Annotated in this window: 22 protein-coding genes; 10 read left to right on the forward strand and 12 right to left on the reverse strand. The window is 63.6% G+C overall.

Annotated features, from left to right (window positions below):
• The first annotated feature begins 544 nt into the window (after window positions 1-544).
• Both WD430_RS21600 and WD430_RS21605 read left to right on the forward strand, forming a co-directional pair.
• On the forward strand, window positions 545-1,381 hold the full coding sequence (locus WD430_RS21600; RefSeq protein ID WP_339106405.1) for a ParA family protein: 837 nt from the start codon (window positions 545-547) through the stop codon (window positions 1,379-1,381).
• Complete coding sequence (locus WD430_RS21605; RefSeq protein WP_339106406.1) at window positions 1,371-1,841, forward strand: hypothetical protein; 471 nt, start codon at window positions 1,371-1,373, stop codon at window positions 1,839-1,841. Before WD430_RS21600 ends, WD430_RS21605 begins: the two co-directional genes overlap by 11 nt.
• Here the strand turns inward: WD430_RS21605 and WD430_RS21610 are convergent, their stop codons facing one another.
• The 5 genes from WD430_RS21610 to WD430_RS21630 form a co-directional block, all read right to left on the reverse strand.
• Window positions 1,842-3,866, reverse strand: coding sequence for a DEAD/DEAH box helicase (locus WD430_RS21610; RefSeq protein ID WP_339106407.1), 2,025 nt, complete (start codon window positions 3,864-3,866; stop codon window positions 1,842-1,844). It abuts the gene before it with no gap.
• Window positions 3,867-4,139: 273 nt separating this feature from the next.
• On the reverse strand, window positions 4,140-5,378 hold the full coding sequence (locus WD430_RS21615; RefSeq protein ID WP_339106408.1) for an orc1/cdc6 family replication initiation protein: 1,239 nt from the start codon (window positions 5,376-5,378) through the stop codon (window positions 4,140-4,142).
• 1,057 nt (window positions 5,379-6,435) lie between these two features.
• Entirely contained in the window at window positions 6,436-8,253 is a 1,818-nt protein-coding gene (locus WD430_RS21620) for a secretion system protein (RefSeq protein ID WP_339106409.1), read from the reverse strand.
• 7 nt (window positions 8,254-8,260) lie between these two features.
• The gene (locus WD430_RS21625) at window positions 8,261-10,207 is read right to left on the reverse strand and encodes a type II/IV secretion system ATPase subunit (RefSeq protein ID WP_339106410.1); all 1,947 of its coding nucleotides are present in this window, start codon (window positions 10,205-10,207) and stop codon (window positions 8,261-8,263) included.
• Between the two features lie 31 nt (window positions 10,208-10,238).
• Entirely contained in the window at window positions 10,239-10,703 is a 465-nt protein-coding gene (locus WD430_RS21630) for a hypothetical protein (RefSeq protein WP_339106411.1), read from the reverse strand.
• A 74-nt stretch (window positions 10,704-10,777) separates the two neighbouring features.
• On the opposite strand from WD430_RS21630, the gene WD430_RS21635 reads away from it, so the two are divergent.
• Complete coding sequence (locus WD430_RS21635; RefSeq protein ID WP_339106412.1) at window positions 10,778-11,305, forward strand: hypothetical protein; 528 nt, start codon at window positions 10,778-10,780, stop codon at window positions 11,303-11,305.
• 52 nt (window positions 11,306-11,357) lie between these two features.
• On the opposite strand, the gene WD430_RS21640 is transcribed toward WD430_RS21635, so the two are convergent.
• Entirely contained in the window at window positions 11,358-13,577 is a 2,220-nt protein-coding gene (locus WD430_RS21640; protein WP_339106413.1) for an AAA family ATPase, read from the reverse strand.
• 86 nt (window positions 13,578-13,663) lie between these two features.
• The gene (locus WD430_RS21645; RefSeq protein ID WP_339106414.1) at window positions 13,664-14,299 is read right to left on the reverse strand and encodes a helix-turn-helix domain-containing protein; all 636 of its coding nucleotides are present in this window, start codon (window positions 14,297-14,299) and stop codon (window positions 13,664-13,666) included.
• An 82-nt stretch (window positions 14,300-14,381) separates the two neighbouring features.
• Between WD430_RS21645 and WD430_RS21650 the strand changes: the two genes are divergently transcribed.
• The 5 genes from WD430_RS21650 to WD430_RS21670 all read left to right on the forward strand — a co-directional run bounded on the left by WD430_RS21650 (window position 14,382) and on the right by WD430_RS21670 (window position 17,784).
• Window positions 14,382-15,284, forward strand: coding sequence for a ribonucleotide-diphosphate reductase subunit beta (locus WD430_RS21650; RefSeq protein WP_339106415.1), 903 nt, complete (start codon window positions 14,382-14,384; stop codon window positions 15,282-15,284).
• 85 nt (window positions 15,285-15,369) lie between these two features.
• Window positions 15,370-15,873 carry an SHOCT domain-containing protein gene (locus WD430_RS21655; RefSeq protein WP_339106416.1) on the forward strand — a complete coding sequence of 168 codons (504 nt, stop codon included), beginning with the start codon at window positions 15,370-15,372 and terminating at the stop codon, window positions 15,871-15,873.
• A 59-nt stretch (window positions 15,874-15,932) separates the two neighbouring features.
• Window positions 15,933-16,067, forward strand: coding sequence for a hypothetical protein (locus tag WD430_RS21660; RefSeq protein ID WP_339106417.1), 135 nt, complete (start codon window positions 15,933-15,935; stop codon window positions 16,065-16,067).
• A 141-nt stretch (window positions 16,068-16,208) separates the two neighbouring features.
• Window positions 16,209-16,451 (forward strand): hypothetical protein, encoded by a 243-nt coding sequence (locus tag WD430_RS21665; protein WP_339106418.1) that lies wholly within the window; start codon window positions 16,209-16,211, stop codon window positions 16,449-16,451.
• A gap of 1,042 nt (window positions 16,452-17,493) precedes the next feature.
• Entirely contained in the window at window positions 17,494-17,784 is a 291-nt protein-coding gene (locus WD430_RS21670) for a hypothetical protein (RefSeq protein ID WP_339106419.1), read from the forward strand.
• A 279-nt stretch (window positions 17,785-18,063) separates the two neighbouring features.
• Here WD430_RS21670 and WD430_RS21675 read toward each other — a convergent pair whose 3' ends face one another.
• Both WD430_RS21675 and WD430_RS21680 read right to left on the reverse strand, forming a co-directional pair.
• Window positions 18,064-18,309: a hypothetical protein gene (locus tag WD430_RS21675; protein ID WP_339106420.1), complete on the reverse strand. Its 246-nt coding sequence runs from the start codon at window positions 18,307-18,309 to the stop codon at window positions 18,064-18,066.
• Between the two features lie 3 nt (window positions 18,310-18,312).
• On the reverse strand, window positions 18,313-18,828 hold the full coding sequence (locus tag WD430_RS21680; protein ID WP_339106421.1) for a DUF5796 family protein: 516 nt from the start codon (window positions 18,826-18,828) through the stop codon (window positions 18,313-18,315).
• A gap of 183 nt (window positions 18,829-19,011) precedes the next feature.
• Between WD430_RS21680 and WD430_RS21685 the strand changes: the two genes are divergently transcribed.
• Window positions 19,012-19,884 (forward strand): shikimate kinase, encoded by an 873-nt coding sequence (locus WD430_RS21685; protein WP_339106507.1) that lies wholly within the window; start codon window positions 19,012-19,014, stop codon window positions 19,882-19,884.
• Entirely contained in the window at window positions 19,881-20,207 is a 327-nt protein-coding gene (locus WD430_RS21690) for a chorismate mutase (RefSeq protein WP_339106422.1), read from the forward strand. The genes WD430_RS21685 and WD430_RS21690 overlap by 4 nt, the downstream gene beginning before the upstream one ends.
• Window positions 20,208-20,230: 23 nt before the next feature.
• Here WD430_RS21690 and WD430_RS21695 read toward each other — a convergent pair whose 3' ends face one another.
• The 3 genes from WD430_RS21695 to WD430_RS22660 form a co-directional block, all read right to left on the reverse strand.
• On the reverse strand, window positions 20,231-20,614 hold the full coding sequence (locus WD430_RS21695; protein ID WP_339106423.1) for a PIN domain-containing protein: 384 nt from the start codon (window positions 20,612-20,614) through the stop codon (window positions 20,231-20,233).
• The gene (locus WD430_RS21700) at window positions 20,611-20,856 is read right to left on the reverse strand and encodes an AbrB/MazE/SpoVT family DNA-binding domain-containing protein (protein ID WP_049889560.1); all 246 of its coding nucleotides are present in this window, start codon (window positions 20,854-20,856) and stop codon (window positions 20,611-20,613) included. Before WD430_RS21700 ends, WD430_RS21695 begins: the two co-directional genes overlap by 4 nt.
• 358 nt (window positions 20,857-21,214) lie before the next feature.
• Window positions 21,215-21,601, reverse strand: a complete 387-nt coding sequence (locus tag WD430_RS22660; protein ID WP_407067164.1) for an antitoxin VapB family protein — start codon at window positions 21,599-21,601, stop codon at window positions 21,215-21,217.
• Window positions 21,602-21,622 lie beyond the last annotated feature (21 nt).

A 21,622-nucleotide genomic window follows, 5' to 3' on the forward strand; every position in this document is an offset into this window, starting at 1 on the left:
TTTCGGACGCGAATTACCAGAGACCTTCTAAACTTCTCACACTGTGTCTATTATCGTCCACTGTGAACGGTGTGGACTGTGTAGAACGTGTAGACGGTTTCCGCTACTGTTAAGTCACGGTGGCCGGATGATAGACGTGTCACTCGCCGCGACCGATCGCGCCGACTCACGACCGAACGATGTCTCCACTGTGTACACGGTGTCCACTGCCCGCACCTCGAGGACCGTCCGCGCACCCGAACGTTCGGATCTGGATCCAGCGTTCGACACGGTTCGAACCACCCACACAGTTTACACATTCCACACAGCTAACACTGTTCACAATGTGTAGACTGTCTGAACGCCGTCTGGACTATCCACAACGGACCGTCGGCGTGGATTCCAGCACGAGCCGACGGAGACATCGATTGGTTTCACATTCGAGACGGTCTCCACTGTTCGAACAGTGTGGACAGTGGGCTCCGTCTCCAATGTCAGAACAGTCCGCGATGTCCGGACCGGTCCCCGCTCGAGATCGGACGCGGCGATGGAGGCGAACCCACGCATGACGACTGAAACCCCACGCGCCGTCAGCGTCGCCCTGCAGAAGGGCGGCGTCGGCAAGACGACCCTCGCGATCAACCTCGCCGAACGACTCGCCAACCGGGACAACGACGTCCTGCTCGTCGACTTAGACCAGCAGGGCAACGCCACCGAAGGCGTCGGCCTGAGCGAGGCCTACACGAGCGACGTCCACATCGGAGACGTCTTGGAGGACGGTACCGGGACGACGCTCGGCGACGTGATCCGCTCGGCGGACGCGTTCGACGTGTTACCCGCACACGAGGACCTCGATAGCGTCGAGAACAGCATCCGCAGCGCGACCTTCGGCGAGCTCTGGATCCGCAACGAGATCGTCGATCCGGTGCTCGGCGAGACGTACGACTACGTCGTCGTCGACTCGCCGCCGAACCTCGGACCGCTGGCCGACGCCTCGCTCATCTCGACGCAGAACGTCATCGTCCCGCTGCGGATGAGCGAGCCCAGCGTCAGCGGCTTCGAACGGATGTACACCCAGCAGATCGGGCCGATCCGCAAGGAGATCGACCTCGACATCCTCGCCATCGTCCCCAACTCGCTGGCCGGCGACAACGAGGAAAAGCGCATCATCAACGACCTCGAGGAATCTCAGTTCAGCGAGTTCCTGCCGCAGTTCGCCCGATCCGAGCACTTCGACGATCCGGACTCGCCCGGCCCCGGCCTGCGCGAACGGATCGCCTTCCGCCGCGCCTGGCGCGAGGGCGTCCCGCTCGCCGAGTACGACCCCGACAACGACATGCTCGATCGCCTGGACGAACTCGCCGCCATCGTCGAGCGCGGAGGTGTCGCCGATGCCCGATGACAACCGCTTCGCCGGACTGAGCGACGCCGTCGAGGACGACCCCGACGAGCAATCGGACGCCGAATCGGTGGCTACCGAGTCCTCGAGCGAGGAGACCGATTCGCCGACGGCCGAAGACGATGCGCCCGCACCCGAATCCGAGAGCGGCGGCGGCTCGAGCGGATCCGAATCGGACTCGAGCACCGAGACGGGAGATACCGATGCCGATGTCGATGACGATGCCGGTGATGACGACCCGACGGCGTTCCCGTTCGACGCGACCGAGAAGAAGACGGTGTACGTCCGTCCGGAGACGCTCGCCGATCTGGACGACGCGCGCGCGTTAGTAGATGCACAGCTGCGGACGGACCACGACGTTCGCGATCTGACCGGTCGCGAGTTCTACGACGCCGTCTTCCGGCTCGCGGCGGCGGACACCGAGGGCGTGATCGACGAGATTCTCGAGGCTCGCGAGGAGTAGCTACTTGTCGGCGACGCTCTCGTCGCTTGCGTCCTCATCGATTTCGTCATCGTCGATTTCGTCATCGTCGATTTCATCATCGCCGGTTTCATCGCTTTCGTCGGTGACACCGTTTTCGGAGCCGTCGTCGCGTTCGACGGTCTGCTCGCGAATCGTCATCCCCTTTCGGCCGAGATGCTGGAGCTGTTTGCGGGCGAAGTCCTCCTCGCGGGTCCCCCGCGTCGCGAGCACGTAGACGAGCGCGCCGCCGGCCGGGCGCATCGTTCGGCCGGCCCGTTGGGTGCCCTGCCGTCTCGAGCCGCCCAGTCCCGAGGCGACGATCGCCAGATCGGCCGTCGGGAGGTCGATTCCCTCGTCACCGACCCGGGAAACGATCAGCAGATCGCGTTCGTTCCGGCGGAACTCGTCGAGCAGCCGTCGGCGCTCGTGGTGGGGCGTCTCGCCGCTGAGGAAGGGGACGTCCAGCGCGGCCGAAAGGTCTCGTCCCTGCTCGAGATAGTCGACGAAGACCAGCGCCTTCGAGTCGGGGTGGGCCGACAGCAGGTATCGCACCTCGTCGACTTTCCCGCGATTCTTCGCGGCGATCCGGTACTTCTCTTGACCGTCGGCAGAGGCGTAGGCGTTCCCTTGCTCGTCGTCGCCCCACGGGACGTAGCGGATCTCGAGTTCCGGTTCGGCGACGAAGCCGGCCTCGAACAGCGCCTCCCAGTCGGTGCCGATCGGTGGACCCACGAGGGTGAAAATCTCCTTCTGGCGGTCGTCCTCTCGGATGGGGCTGGCCGAGAGGCCGAGTCGGTGTTTGGACTGGAGGTGCGTGCTCCGGCGGTAGACGTCCGAGGGGACGTGCTGGCACTCGTCGAAGATCACCAGTCCCCACTCGCGGTCGTCGAACAGCGAGCGGTGCCGATCCATCCCCGCGATCTGGTAGGTCGCGATCGTCACCGGCCGGACCTCCTTGCGCCCGCCGTGGTACTGGCCGATCTGCTCCGGTTCGAGCGAGGTGTACTCGAGGATCGTGTCGGCCCACTGCCGGGCCAGATCGCGGCTCGGCACCAACACCAGCGTCTCGCCGTCGACGTGGGCCATCGCCCCCATCGCGGCGACCGTCTTCCCGCTGCCCGGCGGTCCGACGAAGACGCCCTCGCCGGCCTCCGCGAAGCGGTCGACCCACGTCCGCTGGTAGTCTCGGAGTCGAACCTCGAGATCGATGGGAAGGTCCTCGCCGGACTCGAGTTCGCGGTGGTCCTGTACCGGGTAGCCCGCCTCGTAGAGGATCCGTTTGATCGCTGCCTCCGAGCCCTCCCGGACCCAGTCCTCGGTGTCCGAGATCGGCGCGTGGACGTGTTCCTCGTCGAGTTTCTGCCGGGCGACGTTACCCATCACTTCGGGACTCTTCGCCTCGAGGACGGTGTAGCCCTCCTCGTGGGTCGTCAGCCGGAACTGGTGGGCTCGATCCCACTGGCTGCGGACCCACTCCTCGAGTCCCTCTGAGCGCTGGCCGAGCGCCTGGCGCATCGTCCGGGCCAGCGCCTCCCAGGAGTCGTGGGGCGCCTGCCAGATGTCCTCGGGCCTGACGACGTAGCGATACCCCTGTTCGCCGTTGCCGTCCGCGAGGTGGGCGAACTGGGCGAGCTGTGCACGGGTGAACTGGTCCGGCCGATCGACGACGATCTCGCGGCGCTTCGGGAAGACGACGACCCGCTCCCGGTCGGTCAGGTCCTCGAGTTCGCTGGGATACCAGACGACGGGATCCGTTTCGACGGAGAGGCGCTGGATATCGTTTCGATCTGCAAGGGACTCGAGTTCTTCGCGGGCGCGTTCCTGCGTGATATCCAGGGCTCGGGAGAGGGCCGCGGCGGTGAGCACCGGTCGGCCCGCCTCCTGCGATGCGTCGTGGAAGTCCGCGAGCGTGAACTGCTCGTCGTCCTGCTCGTCTCCGGTGGGATCGCTGTCCTCGCCGGCCGCTGAATCCTCGGGTCGCTGGCTCTCGCCACCGGTCGCTTCCGAAGCACGTTCGTCGGTCACTGGCCGGTCGTAACGGCGGTGCGGGTAAACCGATTTCGTTCGACTCGATTGGAGTGTAGTGAGAGGCCCTTTTGAGAACAGATTAAGCGATGGTGTGTCCGTTTGCCAGAACACATGAAACGGTGGTGTGTCTGATGTGCTTCATAGGAACACATGAAGCAGTGGTGTGTCCTCGGAGAACACATGAAGTGCTGGGGTGTCTATGTTAGACTCGAGCGTCCGTCTCGAGAATGCTATTGTCATCAGCGTCTTGTGACCGATTTCGTCTTTTAGCTAAATCGTCGTGAATTCTTCACCGGAGTCAGGAAGGTACTCGATGAGACTCCGATGTGCACCGAATTCGCTGATAATCGTCTGTAGCGCGTCGACGACAGTCGCGATGTCGCGATTGAGTTCATGCTCACGGTACGTTCCACCCTTCTGACCGCGGTGTTCCATGTGCGAAAGCGTTAGATTGAGGATCTCGAAATCGGACAGGAAACTGCGCATTCGGCGGGCAGTACGGGGATCACGACCCTGGAACTCACAGAGTTCTTTGTAGCGCTGGTAGACAATCCGTGACCGGGCTGGTGTAGTATCCTCTGCTGCCAGTGTGGTCAACGCGTAAAGTGTGAGTTGCTCGTGTTCAGTGAGGTCACGCATGATGTTCATGCTCTGCTGTGCCTCGAGTTTCTCCTGAGCGCGTTCGACGTGGTCAGTCGTCACTGAATCCGCGTTCTCGGTGCGTGCAAGATCGCCAGCCTTCCGAAGGAGTGTAATCGCTCGTCGGGCGTCGCCACCGTCCTGACGACCAAGGGCTGCACACAACGCAATCACTCCTTCTTCGAGTGCGTTCTGGTGAAATGCGATATCGGCCCGCTGTTCGAGGACCTTCTGGAGCTCTTCCGTGCCGTATGGCGGGAACGAAATCTCGGTTTCACACAGAGACGATTGAACCTTCGCATCGAGCTGCTCCCGGAACGTCGAGTCGTTACTGATCCCGATGAGGCCGAGCTGAATGTTGTCGATATATCCGTTGTTGTCGGCACGAGAAATCTGGTAGAGGAACGTGTCGTCCGTGATGTGATCGATCTCGTCGAGAATAATGATCACGGTCCCAGAGAGCTTATTGAGTTCATCCCAGAGAAGACGATAGACTTTGGATTGAGGATGGCCGGTTTCGGCAATGTGGTGTTCAGGGTCTCGGAGATTGTTCACCAGACTAATCGCGGCCTGGTAGCTCGTGCTGAGGCCGTCGCAGTTGAGTGAGATGACAGAGAGATCAACTTCAAAATGTTTCGCTGATTCCCGAAGCTCGTTCAGTAAGAAGTTCGTCACCGCAGTCTTGCCGACACCGGTCTTACCGTAGATGAAGATGTTGTCGGGGTACTCACCGTTGATGATCGGCTGTAGGGCCGCTTCGTACTCCTCAATCTCGTTATCCCGACCGACGATGTCGTCTGGAACGTACTCGACTTTGAGTGTATTCCGACGTTTGTACAACGTATCGTCCGGCTGGAATCGAGGAGCCATATTGTGTTCAACTGATTCAAGCTAGAATCATAATTGTTTCGACCACTGTTTCCGCTATTTCCAGTATAACCACCTGGGGGTCTGATTTCCACTATTTGATATCGACCCCGTCGTTTCCAGTTTATTGGGAAAATGTCGTGTTGGCTGTCACGTGGCAGGCTCCCAGACGAACCGACTCTTGATGAGGAACCTCCCCACTATTTCCAGTAAAGACATCAGATCACGAGTGACTGACCCACCCCGTCGTTTCCAGTAATTCGCGGTAACTCCAGCTGGCAGGTCACAAGAGAGGGAAGAACCACCGGGTTCCGGTATTTCCAGTAAATAGTTCTTTATATACAGGACAGACCCCTCCATTTCCAGTATACTCGACAAAAATTTGAACCAGTATACTGCGGGGGATTCTGCCGTCGGACATGACGGGGCGCCCCTACCCCACTGTTTCCAGTAAAGCGCCATGAAAGAGAACCATTTAGCAGACTCTGATATGGCAAAACATTTATCACAATAGCGCTTGAGTTAGTCCATAGGAGAGCTAGAGGGGATTTATTTTAGATCCTCCCAGACAAAATAAAATAGCGGTAGAGTTCGAGAGACCTTCGTCGTTAGTTTAACTGGAAATCGTGGGGGGAGAGTAGGTGGGTACAACCGTCAACTCTCATCTTGTACGTTAACTAGTGGAAATAGTGGGGTGTAACACTCATCAGGCGACTCGTCGGGTAAATTAACCTACGTGTCTCGAAAGGAGTACTGATTCTCATTGATCATGGACTCCGTTAGGCGATACGCATCTCTCTTTGTGTACGATCAGTCAGTGATCATAGCCTATCTCTCGGTCCGCTTGGAGTCCGTCAGTCCAGATTTCTCCCAAAGGCTGGGAGGGGATACACGAAACAGTGGTAGGTGGGGCCTCCGTTGAATTGCTAACAGCGGAACTGGTGGGGTGGGGCTAATTCGAATGCGCTGCGTATATGATTCAACGAGTGGAGTTACAGCGGAAGTAGTGGTGTGATTTATATACCTACTTCTGTACCAGACGCCCTGTCCATCGTAGGAGTCAGAAGAAGAAGTCAATAACCCCTACAGTCACGGCGTACAGCACCATCGAGGTCGTCAGCGCGCGACCGACGTGGTAGCCGATGAGCGCTCGGTCGACGCCGTGACGAAGCGCGATCGAAAGCGGGAGCAGGATGAAACACAGCATGACGAGATAGATCCCGATCACGATCGCGAGGGGTTCGGCGGGGAACGCGGCCGCGTCGACCTCGCTCGAGGTGAACACGTCCTGACTCGCCATCATCGCGGCCATGCCGACGGTGACGCCGGCGACCATCGGTGCGAAGTACGCCGCCGTGGCGTCGAGCGTCCCCGTCACCTTGGCGAGGTTCCGTTTGGTCTCGGCTTCGACCTCCGACAGCTCCTCGAGGTGGTCGGCCATCGAGACGATCGCGCGCCCGGCGGGCTTGCCCTCGCTCGAGGCGATCGCCAGCAGCGCCGCCGTGCCTCGAGCGCGGGGGCTCGGAACGTCCTCGAGCGCGCCGTGGCTGCCGAGGAAGGCCGATTCGACGCCGATCTGGAGGCGCCGCTGCAGGCCGGCGGCGTGTTCGAAGACGGCGCCGGTCGCTCCCGGGACGCGGGTCGCCGCGAGCTCGACGGCCGACTCGACGGACTCGCCGTCGGAGACCTGCCGGCCGACGATGTAGAGAGCGTCGGTGAGGTGGTCCTCGACGTCGCGAACGTAGTGGCGGACCGCGAGAATCGGGCTGTAGACGGCCAGCAGCGCGACGCCGAGACCGAAACCGCCGGCGACGACCGGCGCGAGGTGCGCGGGGCCGACTGCGACCACGATCGCGTAGACGCCGCTGCCGGCGAGAACGCCCCACAGCGCCCGGAGCCACAGTCGGTCGGGAACGTCGGGATGGTCGTGGCCGATCGTCGGCGGCGGAAACGCGACCGGCCGGCGAACGAGCAGGTACGCTCCCGCGCCGACGAGACAGGCGGGAAGCGCGACGTCGTAGAGGAAGACCAGGATCCAGATATTGATCGAGACGCCCACCATCGGGACGGTCGGGACGAGCGCGATCAGCGCCAGCGGGAGCATGATCCCGAACGCGAACAGTCCGGTCGTCAGCGTCCGAATCGACGCCGTGAACTCCGCCATTTGGCTGCGTGTCCCGTCGAGGACGGCCGCGAGCGATCGATCGAGCGTCCGCTCGCGTTCGCCCGCCGGTGCGTCCTGTGCCGCCGCGAGCAGGTGCGCCGATCGCCGGAGCGCCGGGAACCGATCGGCCCACGCCTCGGTAAAGGAGAGCAGTCCCGTCTTCGATGTGCCAATCGATCGGTCGATATGCGCCGCGAGATCGTCCGAGAGCGGCCCGGAACCGGTATCTGCCGCGAACCGGACGGCGCTCTCGAGGGACGGCTGGATCTGCATCCGGAGGACCGCGCGACCGACGAGATTCGGCGTCTCGCCGAGGGCCTCGGTCCGCCGGAACGCGGCCTGAAGTCGCGGGAGCGAGCGAACCGTGTAGGTCGTCGCGATCGGCGTCACGAGGGCGAAAAAGAGGACGAACGTGAGCGGTGCGCCCAGCGGGAGTAACAGGAGCGGCGGCACGACCGCCAGCATTCCGGCCCCGTATCCCGCCCGAACGATCGTCTCCGCATCGTGGGGCGAATCGACGAACGAGAGCGCCTCCTCGAGGTCGGCGGACGGCTCGACGGCGGCGGGATAGAGCGCGGCGAGCGAGCGAACGAGCGTCACGCGCTGGCCGGCCGAGCGCGTAGTTTCGGATATCTCGTCCGTGATTTCGGTGGTATCAGTGATCTCGGTCGCACCGGTGTCGGAGACGCCGGCGGAGTCGGATGGGCGGGCCATCGATCGATCACCCGTCGTACTGCCGCTCGGCACAGGCCGTAGCGACCTCGCGCGGACTCGTACGGCCGTCGGCCGCGAGCGCCGCCAACTGGTTCGTTCGCGCCTCGAGTGCGCGCCGAACGTCGGCGTACGTCTCGTCCGGTCCGGCGAGTCGATCGACGAGTCGGCTCTCACCGCGATCGATTCGGCCGGTCGGTGCGGCCGCTCCGTCCTCGAGTTCGTACAGCGGTTCGAACCAGTGGTCGTCGCCGTCGCTGATGACCTCCTCGATGCGGGCGAGCCGTCGGCGGCGACCCTCCGGCGTGCGTCGGGACTGAACGGTGGCAATCAGATCCGTTGCGCCGAACGAAGAGGACGCGACACCGAGGTCGGAGACGACGCGTTCGTAGACCTCGCCGGCCCCGTCGCCGTGGATCGTTCCCAGGACGGCGTTGGCGTTGGCACCGACTCGCATCGCCTCGTAGAGCACGCGGGCCTCCTCTCCTCTGATCTCGCCGACCACGAGCGCGCCGTCGCCGAGCCGAAGCGCCGTTCTGAGCGCCTCCGTGGGGGTGATCTCCGGGCCGTCCTCGCTGCCGGTCCGTAACGCCTGCACGTTTCGCCCGACCGACTGGAGCGCGGCGACCGGGAGTTCGGGCGTGTCCTCGAGTAGGACAGTTCGCGTCTCGGGGGGCAGTTCGTACAACAGCGTCCCGAGCAGCGTCGTCTTCCCCGCACCGCGAGTGCCAGCGATCAGTCCGGCGGCGTTCCGTTCGACGGCGACCGAGAGGAACGCTGCCGCCTCCGCCGGAACTGTTCCGTTCGCGACGAGTTCGGGGAGCGTGAACCGATCGTCCGCTCGCTCTCGGAACGCGAAGGCGACGCCGTCGGCGACCGGATCGGTGACGCCGGCGACGCGAACGCCGGTGCCGTTCTCGAGGATTGCCGTCGCGTCGACCGTCGGGTTCGCTCGCGAGAACGCTCGGCCGCTCGTCCGCCGAACCCGGGACGCGAGCGCGCGTGCGCCTTCGGGCGTCAGATAGACGTTCGTCGCCATGGACTCGCCGTCGACGATGACGCGGAGCGGGTTTCGCGGGACCGGCGACGTCACGTAGACGTCCGAGAGCCGCGGATCGGCGAACAAATCCTCGAGAATCCCGTAGCCGCTCGTATGCTTCGTCAGAACGTCTATCTCCAGTGAATCGGCCGGTCCGTCGGTGACGCGTTCGATCGCCTGCGGGGCCGCGCGCTCGCCGTCGACCACGCCCTCGGCGACGGCCTCGTAGCCCTCGAGGAGCCGCGACCGTTCGGCCGCAGAGAGCGTCAGATCGACGACGTCGAGCGCGTACTCCGTGACACCGCCGGGTCGATCGTAGATCCGCACCTCGCTGCCCGTCTCGAGCGACCGAACGTCTCGCAACCGCGTGTCGTCGGGGATCGTTCGGTCGAGCCGGTAGTGGCCGATCGTGAGTCCGACCGTTGGGGACAGCACCGAGCCGTAGTCCTCGATCCCTCGTGCCAGGTCGACGAGGGCAGACTCGCGGACGATGTCGGCCTCGACGCCGGTACGCGATCCGAGCGCGTCGTCGATCGCGAGCGGATCCCGCCGTGCGGTCGCGAGCAACGCTTCGTCCCTGTCTCCCAGTCGGTCGACGAACCGCCCGGCCGCGGCGAGCAGTTCGACGCCGCGGCCGCGATACTGGTACTCGAGACCGTCCGTCCGAACCACGATCCGGTGTGCGTTGCGGTCGGTCAGCGCGTCGATGGCCGTCCGGCGACACGCGGGCGCGGTCGCGAGATCGCCGTCGCAGTCGCCGGCGTCGAGGACGAGCGTCTCGCCCTCGGCGGCGACGCGACACGAACACGCGTCCGGTGGCTCGGAGTCGCCGAAGCGCTCGAGGCCGTCGAACACGCGATCGACGCCGAACCCGCCGATAACCGATCGAAGGCCGCCCGCAGATCCGTCTCCCGTCATGGGGCCACTGGCCGCGTGCTCCGGTATAAACTCACGCCCGCTGCGCGACGACGATCGGTTCGTCGTTCGCGTCCGTTTCCAGCGTCAGCACGAGCTCTCGCTTCCCGGAACCGTCGAGTTCGATCGGCTCGCGCTCCGTCGGTTCGAGCCAGACGATCCGCTCGTCGATGGTCGCCGTCCGGGTCGTGCCGTCCTTGAGGACGTACCGCGCGGCACTGAAGTCGCCGTCCTCGTGGGGCACGACCTCGAAGTGATCGACGCCCGCCGTCGTCAGCGACCGTTCGGGTAGCGAGACGGTGACGACCCGCCGCGGATCCGGGTGCGTGTCGGGCGTGGGATCGTCGTTCGAGACGAGCGACGTCGCCGCTCGGTCGAGCTCCTCGACGCCCGCATCGAGCGTTCGCTCGGTATTCATTGCGGCGCCGTACTCGAGTGCGGGAACGGCGGCCGCAAGCAGCGCAAGCGCGAGCACGGCCGCGAGGACGTAGCGGATCACGGCCCATCTGGCCGACCCTTCGTACGTAAACCGTCGGTCTGTAGTTTAAGTTCGAAGCCGGGGCCAGGGAGCGTATGGTTTCGGACCAATCGGCGGCGGACGCCGCCGACAGGACGCATCGCTCGCGGCTTTCGTTCGGTGGGGACGACCGCGCGATCGAAGGCCTCCCGATTCGGCTGGTCATCGCTCTGGTCGTCGGCGTCGCCGCGCTGGCGCTCATGCTCAACATGCTCGGCGGTATCGGCGACGTCGGCGATACGGAGGTCTCCGTCGAGATCGAGGACGAACTCGTCGAGGCCGACGCGGGTGGAACGGACGGCGAGGTCAAAGTCTCGGTCATCGACGAGAACGGTAATAACGTCGAAAACGCGCGGGTAATCGCGACGGCCGGTTCGGCCCAACTCGACGGCGTCGTCGAAGCCGAGACGGGCGACGGGGCTGGTCTCGAGGACCACGAGGCGCTCCTCGAGTTCGACGGGGATCAGAGCCTCCGCGCCGATCAGGACATCGGGACGCTCGAGCTCGAGGTGATCCCGCCGTCGGACAGCAACTACATCGACGAGCAGCCGAATCCCGAAATCCGCGTCGCGTCGGATTTCTAAGGGACACTAACAGCGGAAGCGATGGGGTGGCATCCCACACACACACTCACTCTCACCGCGTCGGCGCGCCGTTCTCTCGCGCCGCCTCGAGATGTCGATGCTCGATGACGACTTCGTCGGCGCGTTCGTTGGCGTCCTCGGGATCGTACTTGTCGGCGACTTCCCGGATCGCCTGCATCGAGGCCGTCCGGACGAGCGCCTCGAGGTCCGCCCCGGTGTAGCCCTCGAGTTCGCCGGCCAGTTCTGCGACGTCGACGTCGTCGGCCAAGGGCTTGCCGCGGGTGTGGACCGCGAGGATCTTCTCGCGGGCCTCGCGGTCGGGCTCGCCGACGAAGACGTGCGTATCGAGTCGTCCGGGACGGAGCAGGGCGGGGTCGATGTGCTCCTTGCGGTTCGTCGCGGCCAACACGACGAGATTGGGGTTCTCTCGCATCCCGTCGAGTTCCGTCAGGAGCTGAGAGACGACCCGCTCGGTCACCTCGTGGCCCTCGCCGCGGGCGCTCGTGATCGCGTCGATCTCGTCGAAGAAGACGATCGACGGGGCCGACTGGCGGGCGCGCTCGAACACCTCGCGGATCGCCTTCTCCGACTCTCCGACGTAGCGGTCGACGATCTCTGGCCCGTCGACGCGGACGAAGTTGACGTCCGTCTCTCCCGCGAGCGCGCGTGCGAGTAACGTCTTTCCGGTGCCCGGCGGGCCGTGAAGGAGGACGCCCGACGGCGGCTGGGTGTTGGTCTCCTCGAACAGCCGGTCGTAGGTCAGCGGCCACTCGACTGACTCCCGAAGCAGCTGTTTGGCCTCCTCGAGGCCGCCGACGTCCGAGAAGTCGGTGTTCGGCGATTCGGCGACGTACTCGCGCATCGCGGAGGGTTCGACCGAGGCCAGCGCCTCGTCGAAGTGCCGCTTGTGGACCGTCGGATCCCGGTTCCACGCCGCCCGCTCGTCGCTCTCGGTCGGCCGACCGCGGATCGCCGCCATCGCGGCCTCGCTGACGACCGAATCGAGGTCCGCGCCGACGAACCCGTGCGTTCGGCGGGCGAGCGCGTCGACGTTGACGTCGTCGTCCAGGGGCATCCCGCGGGTGTGGACCTCGAGGATCTCCCGGCGGCCCTCTGCGTCGGGGACGCCGATCTGGATCTCGCGGTCGAAGCGGCCGCCCCGACGGAGCGCGGGATCGATGGTGTCGACCCGATTCGTGGCGCCGATGACGATCACCTCGCCGCGGGCGTCGAGGCCGTCCATCAGCGTCAGCAGTTGGCCGACGATCCGGTTTTCGGCGTCGCCGTCGTCGTCGCGCTGGCCGGCGATGGAGTCGATCTCGTCGAAGAAGACGATCGTCGGCGCGTTCTCCTCGGCGCGCTCGAACACCTCGCGGAGCCGTTCCTCGCTCTCGCCCTTGTACTTCGACATGATCTCCGGTCCGGAGACCGTCTCGAAGTTGGCGTCGACCTCGTTGGCGACCGCGCGGGCGATCAGCGTCTTGCCGGTGCCCGGCGGGCCGTACAGGAGGACGCCGGACGGCGGATCGACGCCGAGGCGGCGGAACAGCTCGGGCTCGGAGAGGGGGAGTTCGATCATCTCCCGGACGAGCTCGAGCTCCTCGTCCAACCCGCCGATGTCCTCGTAGGTGACGCCGGAGGTTGGTTCGGTGGGCGCGGTCGCGGCCGCGCCGCCCTCCGACGGATCGGCGGACCCGTCGTCGCGGGTTCGTCCATCGCTCCGGTCGGTTCTCGAGGCCCCGCTGCTCGAGCCCGCGTCGCTGCCCACGATCCGGACCGTAGTCGTGCTCGTAATTCGAACGTCGCCGTCGGGGTCGGTGTCGGTGACCCGGAACGCCTCCTGATCGACGCCCTCGATCCGGATCTGTTCGCCGGCTCGCACGGGTCGGTTCCGGAGCGTCTTGGTCGCCTCGCGCTCGGCGACCGCTAACTGGTCGTCCGTCAGCGTCGGCGGCGGCGTCAGCGTCACGCGTTCGGCCTCGGCGATCGCCGACGTGTCCTTCGTTCGAACGGTGACCGTATCGCCGACGTGGACGCCGGCGTTCGCGCGCGTGTCCCCGTCGACCTGGATGACGTTTTCCGGGACCGACGGATCGGCCGGCCACATCTTCGCGACGGTCGCGGTCTCGCCCTCGATGACGACGGTGTCGCCGCTCAATACGCCGAGTTGACGCCGCGCCAGCTCCGGGATCCGTGCGACACCGCGTCCGGCGTCTCGCTTTTCGGCGGCTCGAACCGTCAGCGAAACGCCGTCCGAATCCGACTCACTCATGGGCGGTCCTTTCGCCCGCGTCGCCTTGAGAATTGTCCTGTCAATCGGCGTTGAAGTCGGCGGCGTCACGTCGAGGGTCGTCCTCGCTAGAGGGCGTTCTCGAGCAGTCGATCGATCCCCCGACGAATGCGCTCGGAGGCCGACGGGCCCGAAATACCCAGTCGCTCGCCGACCGCCTCGGTCGACGCCTCTCGCGGCACCGCGAAGTAGCCCGCCTCGCGGGCCGCGACGAGGGCCTCGTACTGTTCTCGCGTGAGACCGAACGGCGGATCGTCCGCCGTCGATTCCCGGGTGAGCCGCTCGAGTTGGAAGGTCACACCCCGATCGACGCAGAACGCGCGATACTCGGCCAGCGCCTCGCGGTCGGGGAACCGTGCCCGCCCCCACCAGCCGTCGACGGTCACGATTCCGCCCAGCGGCGTGGTACCGAGTTCGACGTACTTTCGGTAGATCGGGACCGGCGGGTCGCGCAGTCTGACTCGGTAGAGCGTGCTCCCGCTCGATTCGTCCAGCGGAACGTGCTCGGCGACCGTCGGATCGTCGGTCAACGCGGCGCCGAACTCGTCGTCGGGATCGTCGACGACCCGACAGAGGGCGACCGGTCGCTCGGGGTCGACGACGAGGATTCGTTCGATGGAGACCGTGACCTCGGGGACGGCCGCGACCGCGTCCGTCAGCGGCAATTCGAGCGACGTCAATCGGAACTCCGCGATGAGCCCCATACGATCACGTTCGTCCGATATTACTTAAACACCCTACTGTGTGAGATACAGGTTCATCGGGATCTCGAGCGTAGCTATTCGCATGCCGCTCGATGCGCAGCCCGAGATGCGACTCGATTCGTCGACGCGTTCCCATCGATACTATCGGAACGCCGTCGAGAAGCACTGGGACCCCCACGAGATCGATCTCGAGGCGGACCGCGAGGGCGCTACCGAACTCCCGGAGCCGGCGTTCGAGGGACTGAAACAGTCGCTTGCGCTGTTCGGCGCCGGCGAGGAGTCGGTGACTGAGGACCTCGCGCCGCTGGCGGTCGTCCTCGAAGACGTCGACGACCAGCTGTTCATCACGACCCAGCTCTACGAGGAGTCGAAGCACACCGACTTCTTCGACCGCTACTGGCGGGAAGTGATCCACGCGGAGGAGGAGCGCCGCGGGCAGGAGCTCTCGTCGCCGACCGACGAGCAGTGGTTCAACGACGCCTACGACGAACTGTTCGAGCGCAACGAGCGGGCGATGGCGCGCCTGCTCGAGGACGACACGCCGGAGAACCGCGCGAAGGCCCACTGTCACTACCACCTGACGATCGAGGGCATTCTCGCGCAGACGGGCTACTACGGACTGACCCTCGCGTACGGGGAGCGGGAACCCGGCCTCCCCAGCCTGCCGGGGCTGGTCGAGGGGCTCAAACTGGTCCGCAGCGACGAGGGTCGCCACGTCGGCTTCGGGATGGCCCAGCTCAAGTCGCTCGTGATGGACGGCGAGGTCGACCCCGACGTGCTCCGGGACACGGTCGACGAGCTGGTCCCGCTCGTTCAGGACAGTCTGGCCGGCGAGGGCGGGGCCAGCACCGAGGAGGGACCCGGTCCGAGCCCGTCGGAGCTCGCCGAGTACGCCTACACCAAACACGAACAGCGCATGCAACAGATCACGACCGCGAGCGAGAAGATTCCGGACGTCGAGGAGCTGACCGAGCTCGACGCCTAGGACTGCCGGAGCGACGCCTACGCGGTGGGCCGTTCCGCCGGGTCGATCCCGTATCCTTAATTCGTTTCGTGACTGAGTATCGGTCATGGTATCGCGTCACTGGCTGTACTTCGGCGGCTTCGTCGTCACCGGGGTCCTGCTCGTCGGCGTCGGTCTGGTCGGGCTCCTGGACGCGCTCTCCGTGCTCTCCGGTGGCGCGACCTACGGCGAGGAGTTCCTGCTGCTGGCGATGCTCGGGGCGGCCGCCGAGTGGGTCGTCGTCGGGATCGTCCTCGGACTGCTCGCGGTCGCGTTTCTGACCGCGACGGTCGTCTCCGTGCTTCGGGCCAAATCGCTTCCCCGGAGCGACCGGCTGGCGTCGCTCGTCGAACGCCTTGAGCGAGAGTACCCGATCCTGCGCCAGTTCGACGTCTCGGAGCGAGTCGAGCCGACGACCGAAGATCGCAGACAGCAACTCAAAGAGCAGTACGTCGCGGGCGAGATCAGCGAGGCGGAGTTCGAGCGCGAGATGCAGCGACTGTTGGACGACGATTCCACGGAGGCACAGTCGCGGTCGAACACTCACACGAACATCGAGATCGATAAGTGACGAGTACCGGCTCCGTACTCGGAGAAACGCATTTTGCCGTTCGCGGTGACGCCTCCCGTATGGTACTCCAGACGGAGCGCGACGACGCGACCTGGTGGGAGTGCGAGAGCTGCGGGCTGCTGTTCGACGAGAAGTCAGACGCGACCGAACACGAGAACCACTGCGACGACTCCGATCCGTCGTACATTCAGTAAGCAACCGGTCTCAACCCCGATGGCGGTCACTCGAGTCGAGCGTGTGATTCGAACCCGAGAATCCGGAATAGGTCGTACAGCGGTACACGTGTTATTGTGGAGAAAACTGCAGCTCGATCTCGATGGCGAGAACGGAGAGCGGTGACGAACGAAGAGCGAGAACGGCCGGACGTCGTCGACGAGCGCTCGTCGGGCGGCGTCGATGTGGTCCAGTGCCGTCTCGATGCGAGCGTCCTCGGTTGCGGACTGGTCCCCGTTATCATCGTCTTCGTCGCTGTCGACCGACCGATCTCGGGCGTCCTGTGTTCCAGCCTCGTACCGCCGACTGCGAACGCGGGTTACGCTCTCGAGGGCGTCGATCATGTGCTCGATGGCCTCGTCTAACGGATCGTCGTCTTCCGTCGATTTGCAGACGACGCCCTGTAGTTCCTCGAGCAGACGCGGATTGTACTCCTGGCGCAGCTCGACGTCTTCGCCGATATTCTCGTGGATCCGTCGGCGAACCCTCGAGACGGCCTGATAGTGGTCGCTGTCGTCCGCATCACCGGCGCGGGCGAGGTGCCGTCTGTCGCGGTCCGTCGTCAGCGCACGCCCGTTGGTTATACTCTCTCCCTATGGGATAACGTTATCAAAAGTGGAAATGTGTCGCTATGAGGTAACCGGCGATTGGTTACGAATAGTAGCGGTTGAAACGGTAAACGGTTATGCAGAGACCCGATTCTCGGGGTCGGTCGCTCGGAGGTAGGCACTGGGAACAATCACCGGATAGCACACGTGATAACGCTGACACGAAAACTGAAATCACGGCGATCCAGCACGGGACTCGGTGAACGTACTTTTACGCGCGTCTGACCCTGACTACTGGTTCTCACGCGATACGTTTCCGTTGACAATCACGTCGCGGAATTCTCAGCGAACCGCCACTCGTCACTGCGATCGGGGCAAGTACTCGGCATCGGCCGCTGAAACGGTGCTACTGATCGTTTACCTCAGTACCGCGCACGCTGAACGTAGCGTTCCGTCCGAAATCAACTCAGCCGTCTCAGTTGCCCTCGAGCGCTATATCGAAACGTCCCGCTAGTAACGAACTGTAACTGAACCAGTATGGGGGAGCCATAAATCGGTCCTTCCCATCGATCGAAATTATCGGCCCGGTTACGACGCGGTTTGCCGCCTTCGGTGAACGCTCGTGTCTGGACCCGTGTCTAAGTAACGAGATCAAGTTACTTTCCCTAGAATGAATAAGAGCCATTAAATTTCATCGAATCTTCCCGGATTTATTCACCCGATCGGGAATAGTTAGTATGTAGAATTGACACCCCGAAACGATTGTAACAGTTGTGACCAACGGTTGTAACGATTGTAGCCGTTAATACAGATCCCCGGAGTGCCCTTCTGACGGGCGGAATCCCGCCCGAGAACGAAAATGACTGAAGGCAAGAAAACCAGCGACCGCCGAGGTATCCTCCAAGCTGTGGGGACGGCGAGTCTCGCCGCGATCGGATTCACCGGCGCCGCTTCGGCAAGTGGAAAAGACGACGGTAAAAAGAAGAAAACGCCGCCTGGACACAAATCAAAGGAAAGCGGAGCGCGCGGTAATAAAAAGGCCAGCAAGAGGGGGAGAGGCAAAAAGAGGGGTCACAAGAAGAAGAAGAAACGCGGTAAAGGCCACAAGAAAGGCAAAGGCAAGGGCCACAAGAAACACGGAGACTACTAAAAGCAGAAAGAGGTGGGGGCGATTAGAATCGATGGATGACGCTCTCTAACGGGACTCCTCGCTATTGAGGAAGTCTCGTTTCTCTTTTACGATACTGACGGTCCCCGATCGTTGCGATGGGTAGCGACGAGCGTGCTGGCCCGTACTAACAGCTGTTGACCCGACGGAGAGTCGTTCAGATTCCGGAGAGTTCTGCCAATGTGGATCGGTTCCGGAGAAAAGCCGTCATCGAACGAGAACGAGGAGCATCTCACAGCGCGCCCGATACCGAACGCTCCGTTACTCGAGTCGTTCGCGATGGTCGGCGGCGAGTTCGCGGGCTTGCTCGAGCGTGTGGGTTTCGGTCCACCGCACGCGGTCGGCGTCGCCGTAGGCCAGCGCCGTCTTGAGTTCGTCGCGGAGGACGCCGTGGTCGACCGCCCGTACGTTCCCCGAACTGTCGCCGAACTCGTAGACGCCGGGCCGATCGGGGGCACTCGAGACCGCGTCCCGACCGAGGTCGCGCCACGGTTTCTGCAGCGGCATCCGTTATCCCCACTCGGTGCCGGTCTCGGTCCCGTCGCCGTCCACTGCGTCGGTCGATCCCTCCCCGTCGTCGGTCGCGGTGGCCTCCGTCTCGACGTGCTCGACGAGTTCGTAGGCGTGCTCGCTCATCTCGTCCTCGGCGAAGACGAACACGCGACCGTCGACGACCTCGAGATCGGCCTCGACGCGAATCGAGTAGCCCTCCGTGGAGACGGTGACGCCGGGGAACAGCTCCTCCTCGTCGTCTCGCTCGAGCATCACGCGGCCGACGCCGGTCGACTCGAGGATGTCGTCGTGGGTGTTGCGGTCGTTGACGTAGGTCATGACGCCCTCGACGCCGTCGGGATCGGTGACGAGGACGTGGACTTCCTTTCCCGGTGGCGTCGTGATCGCTCCCTCGACGGGTTTCGGCGGGCCGTGATAGAAGACGTCCCGACCGTCGAGATACTCGACGACGACGCCCCCTTCGACGAAGTCGACGCCGATCGTACTGGGTGCGACGTTGTTGCGCGCGCTCATTGGTCGCTCGTTCGGTCGGATCCCGGAAAAACGGTCGGTTCCGTCGTCGGTCCGTCGACGCCGACGCGTCCGAGCCGTCGGCCAGCGAGCGGGATCGACTCGGCCTGCGACGTCGAGACGGTGATCGTTTCGGGAATCCGGCGAACCGTCAGCCGTAAGTACGCGGTCTGAGAGAGTGTGACTATGGACGGCCGCGCCGTCGCCCCCGCCGCCGGAACGGTTCTCAACGCGCTCGCGACCGGGACCGGCTCGGCGTTCGCGATCGACCTCGAGACGACAGCCACCGTCGAACTCACCGATACCGGGGAGATCGACGCCGAAATCGCCGGGCAGCCCGACGCCGACACGACGCTCGTCGAGCGCTGCGTCGCGATGACGCTCGCCGAGTACGCCGACGACGCGGGCCTCGACGCGTCGGCCGTGGGCGCTCGAGTCCGAACGGACAGCGAGGTACCGATGGCCTCGGGCCTGAAGAGCTCCAGCGCCGCGGCGAACGCGACCGTGCTCGCGACGCTGGACGCCCTCGAGATCGCCGACACGATCGATCGGGTCGACGCCTGTCGCCTGGGCGTCCGCGCGGCCCGCGACGCCGGCGTCACCGCGACGGGCGCGTTCGACGACGCCAGCGCGAGCATGCTCGGCGGCGTCACCGTCACCGACAACGCGACCGACGAGTTGCTCGCTCGCGAGGCGGTCGACTGGGACGCACTCGTCTACACGCCGCCCGAACAGTCGTTCAGCGCCGACGCCGATATTTCGGCCTGCGAGCGCGTCGCGCCGATGGCCGAGCTCGTCGCGGAACTCGCCCTCGACGGTCGCTACGGCGAGGCGATGACCGTCAACGGCTTCGCCTTCTCGGCCGCCCTCGAGTTCCCGACGGGACCGATGATGGACGTCTTGCCCGACGTCGAGGGCGTCTCGCTGTCGGGAACGGGACCGAGCTACGTCGCCGTCGGCGACCGATCGACGCTCGAGGCGGCCCGAGAGCGGTGGGACGACCGCGACGGAACGACACGATTACTGGCGACGCGAACGGACGGGACACAAACGATATGACTCGCAACTCCGAGACAGCGACGGACGGTGGGACAGAGAACCGACTACCTGACGAGATGACGCTCGACGAACTGCGCGAGGAGATCCAGACGATCGACCGCGAGATCGTCGAACTGATCGCCCAGCGCACCTACGTCGCCGATACGATCGCACAGGTCAAGGACGAACAGGGTCTGCCGACGACCGACGAGAAACAGGAACAACAGGTGATGGAGCGGGCCGGGGAGAACGCCGAGCAGTTCGACGTCGACGCCAACCTCGTGAAGGCGATTTTCCGACTGCTGATCGAGCTGAACAAGGTCGAGCAGCGCGAGAATCGGTAGCACGCGACGGGAATATTGCTACGTCATTCATCAGCCGGTTCTAGCGGGACTCGTTCCACCTCAATGTCCTCGTAGTCTTTCTCCGATGAGAGCACGTTCAGCGTACGTGTTTCCGCAGTCGCTGCGTGGAACGCATCGAACGCCGTCATTCCCTCGTCGTAGTAGTTGACGGCCTTCAGAACGATTTGTCGTTCTTCCTCGTCTCGGACAGGGACGAGTTCGAGCAAGTTTGCCACGAGTGGGACGTAATCGAACTCGTACCGTTCTCGGGCGAGAAGGAGTTCGAGATAGGAGAAGGACGACGTTTCTACGTCGTACTCGTCGAGTGCCTCTTCTGCTGATTGCTGCAACCAGTCCGAGTCTTTGGCGAGTGCGAGTAGAAAGTCAGTTTCGACGTAAACCGTCATCTATCGTCCCCGTTCTCGCGAGCCTCAGCTTTCGCTTCTGCTTCGATGTCCGCACGAATATCATCGACGGAGGCATCACGTAACTCGCCTGCCGCCTCGCGGACTGCAGCGAGCGGGTCGTCTGCAACCGGAACGAGTTCAATTCTGTCCTCGTACGTGACGATGTGGTACTTTTCGCCGTATTTTTCTCGTACGTCTTTGGGGATGTACAGCCTCCCCTGCCCGTCCGTTTCTGCTGACATTAATATGACTATGGTGCCATAGACAAAGAATCTTACCACCAATAGTGGTTTTGTGGTATTAGACTGCGTTTCAGTAGTTCGCACATTGGATAACGACTACCTGAACAAAGTATAGGTAGCCTCTCACGCAGTCAAATCCTCAGTAAGACCGTACTTCGAGGCCGTCGATACGCTCAAAGTGCTTGGTATTTCTCGTGAGAACCGGTTTGTCGTTGAGAAGCGCAGTCGCAGCGATAATACAGTCTTCTCGGTCAATCCGTTCGCTGCCGTTGATTAGCTCACCGGAGAGTTTTCCGGCTTTTCGCATCACGGTGTGGTCGGCACTCACGACGTGCTTCGTTTCTAGTATCTCGAGAATTCACTCTCGCTTCGTGTCCGATATCTGAGACCGAGCAACGCCCTCGTAGAGTTCCAAAACCGTCACGGAGGACACTTTTTGCGGTCGTGCTTCTTTTTCAACGATATCGAGAAGTCGCTCTGCGTTTTCATCGCCACGTAGTAAGTCGATAATGAACGATGTGTCCTGAATCATTTCGATGTCTCGTCGCCTACGGCTTTCGTCTAACTCCGCTGTGAAGCGGTCACTCCGCTCTCCGAACTTCGTTCGGCCCTCCTCGATAGCGGCCTCGAGGTCTGCCGCCTCGTCCTCGGAGAGAATTCCTGTGATTTCGTTCCACGGCCGTTCTCCGGCGAGGCGCTTGACGGTTTCACTGAAGCTCTCTCCCTCTCTCTTCCGAGCCTTCAGCCGCTCTTAGGCTTCCTCGTC

The organism is Haloterrigena sp. KLK7 (genome assembly GCF_037914945.1).
Taxonomy (GTDB): Archaea; Halobacteriota; Halobacteria; order Halobacteriales; family Natrialbaceae; genus Haloterrigena; species Haloterrigena salinisoli.

Coding starts and splice junctions, on each gene's coding strand:
- WD430_RS21600 (WP_339106405.1), top strand. CDS start 545: ATGACGACTGAAACCCCACGCGCCGTCAGCGTCGCCCTGCAGAAGGGC.
- WD430_RS21605 (WP_339106406.1), top strand. CDS start 1,371: ATGCCCGATGACAACCGCTTCGCCGGACTGAGCGACGCCGTCGAGGAC.
- WD430_RS21615 (WP_339106408.1), bottom strand. CDS start 5,378: ATGGCTCCTCGATTCCAGCCGGACGATACGTTGTACAAACGTCGGAAT.
- WD430_RS21620 (WP_339106409.1), bottom strand. CDS start 8,253: ATGGCCCGCCCATCCGACTCCGCCGGCGTCTCCGACACCGGTGCGACC.
- WD430_RS21625 (WP_339106410.1), bottom strand. CDS start 10,207: ATGACGGGAGACGGATCTGCGGGCGGCCTTCGATCGGTTATCGGCGGG.
- WD430_RS21635 (WP_339106412.1), top strand. CDS start 10,778: ATGGTTTCGGACCAATCGGCGGCGGACGCCGCCGACAGGACGCATCGC.
- WD430_RS21640 (WP_339106413.1), bottom strand. CDS start 13,577: ATGAGTGAGTCGGATTCGGACGGCGTTTCGCTGACGGTTCGAGCCGCC.
- WD430_RS21645 (WP_339106414.1), bottom strand. CDS start 14,299: ATGGGGCTCATCGCGGAGTTCCGATTGACGTCGCTCGAATTGCCGCTG.
- WD430_RS21650 (WP_339106415.1), top strand. CDS start 14,382: ATGCCGCTCGATGCGCAGCCCGAGATGCGACTCGATTCGTCGACGCGT.
- WD430_RS21655 (WP_339106416.1), top strand. CDS start 15,370: ATGGTATCGCGTCACTGGCTGTACTTCGGCGGCTTCGTCGTCACCGGG.
- WD430_RS21660 (WP_339106417.1), top strand. CDS start 15,933: ATGGTACTCCAGACGGAGCGCGACGACGCGACCTGGTGGGAGTGCGAG.
- WD430_RS21670 (WP_339106419.1), top strand. CDS start 17,494: ATGACTGAAGGCAAGAAAACCAGCGACCGCCGAGGTATCCTCCAAGCT.
- WD430_RS21675 (WP_339106420.1), bottom strand. CDS start 18,309: ATGCCGCTGCAGAAACCGTGGCGCGACCTCGGTCGGGACGCGGTCTCG.
- WD430_RS21680 (WP_339106421.1), bottom strand. CDS start 18,828: ATGAGCGCGCGCAACAACGTCGCACCCAGTACGATCGGCGTCGACTTC.
- WD430_RS21685 (WP_339106507.1), top strand. CDS start 19,012: ATGGACGGCCGCGCCGTCGCCCCCGCCGCCGGAACGGTTCTCAACGCG.
- WD430_RS21690 (WP_339106422.1), top strand. CDS start 19,881: ATGACTCGCAACTCCGAGACAGCGACGGACGGTGGGACAGAGAACCGA.
- WD430_RS21695 (WP_339106423.1), bottom strand. CDS start 20,614: ATGACGGTTTACGTCGAAACTGACTTTCTACTCGCACTCGCCAAAGAC.
- WD430_RS21700 (WP_049889560.1), bottom strand. CDS start 20,856: ATGTCAGCAGAAACGGACGGGCAGGGGAGGCTGTACATCCCCAAAGAC.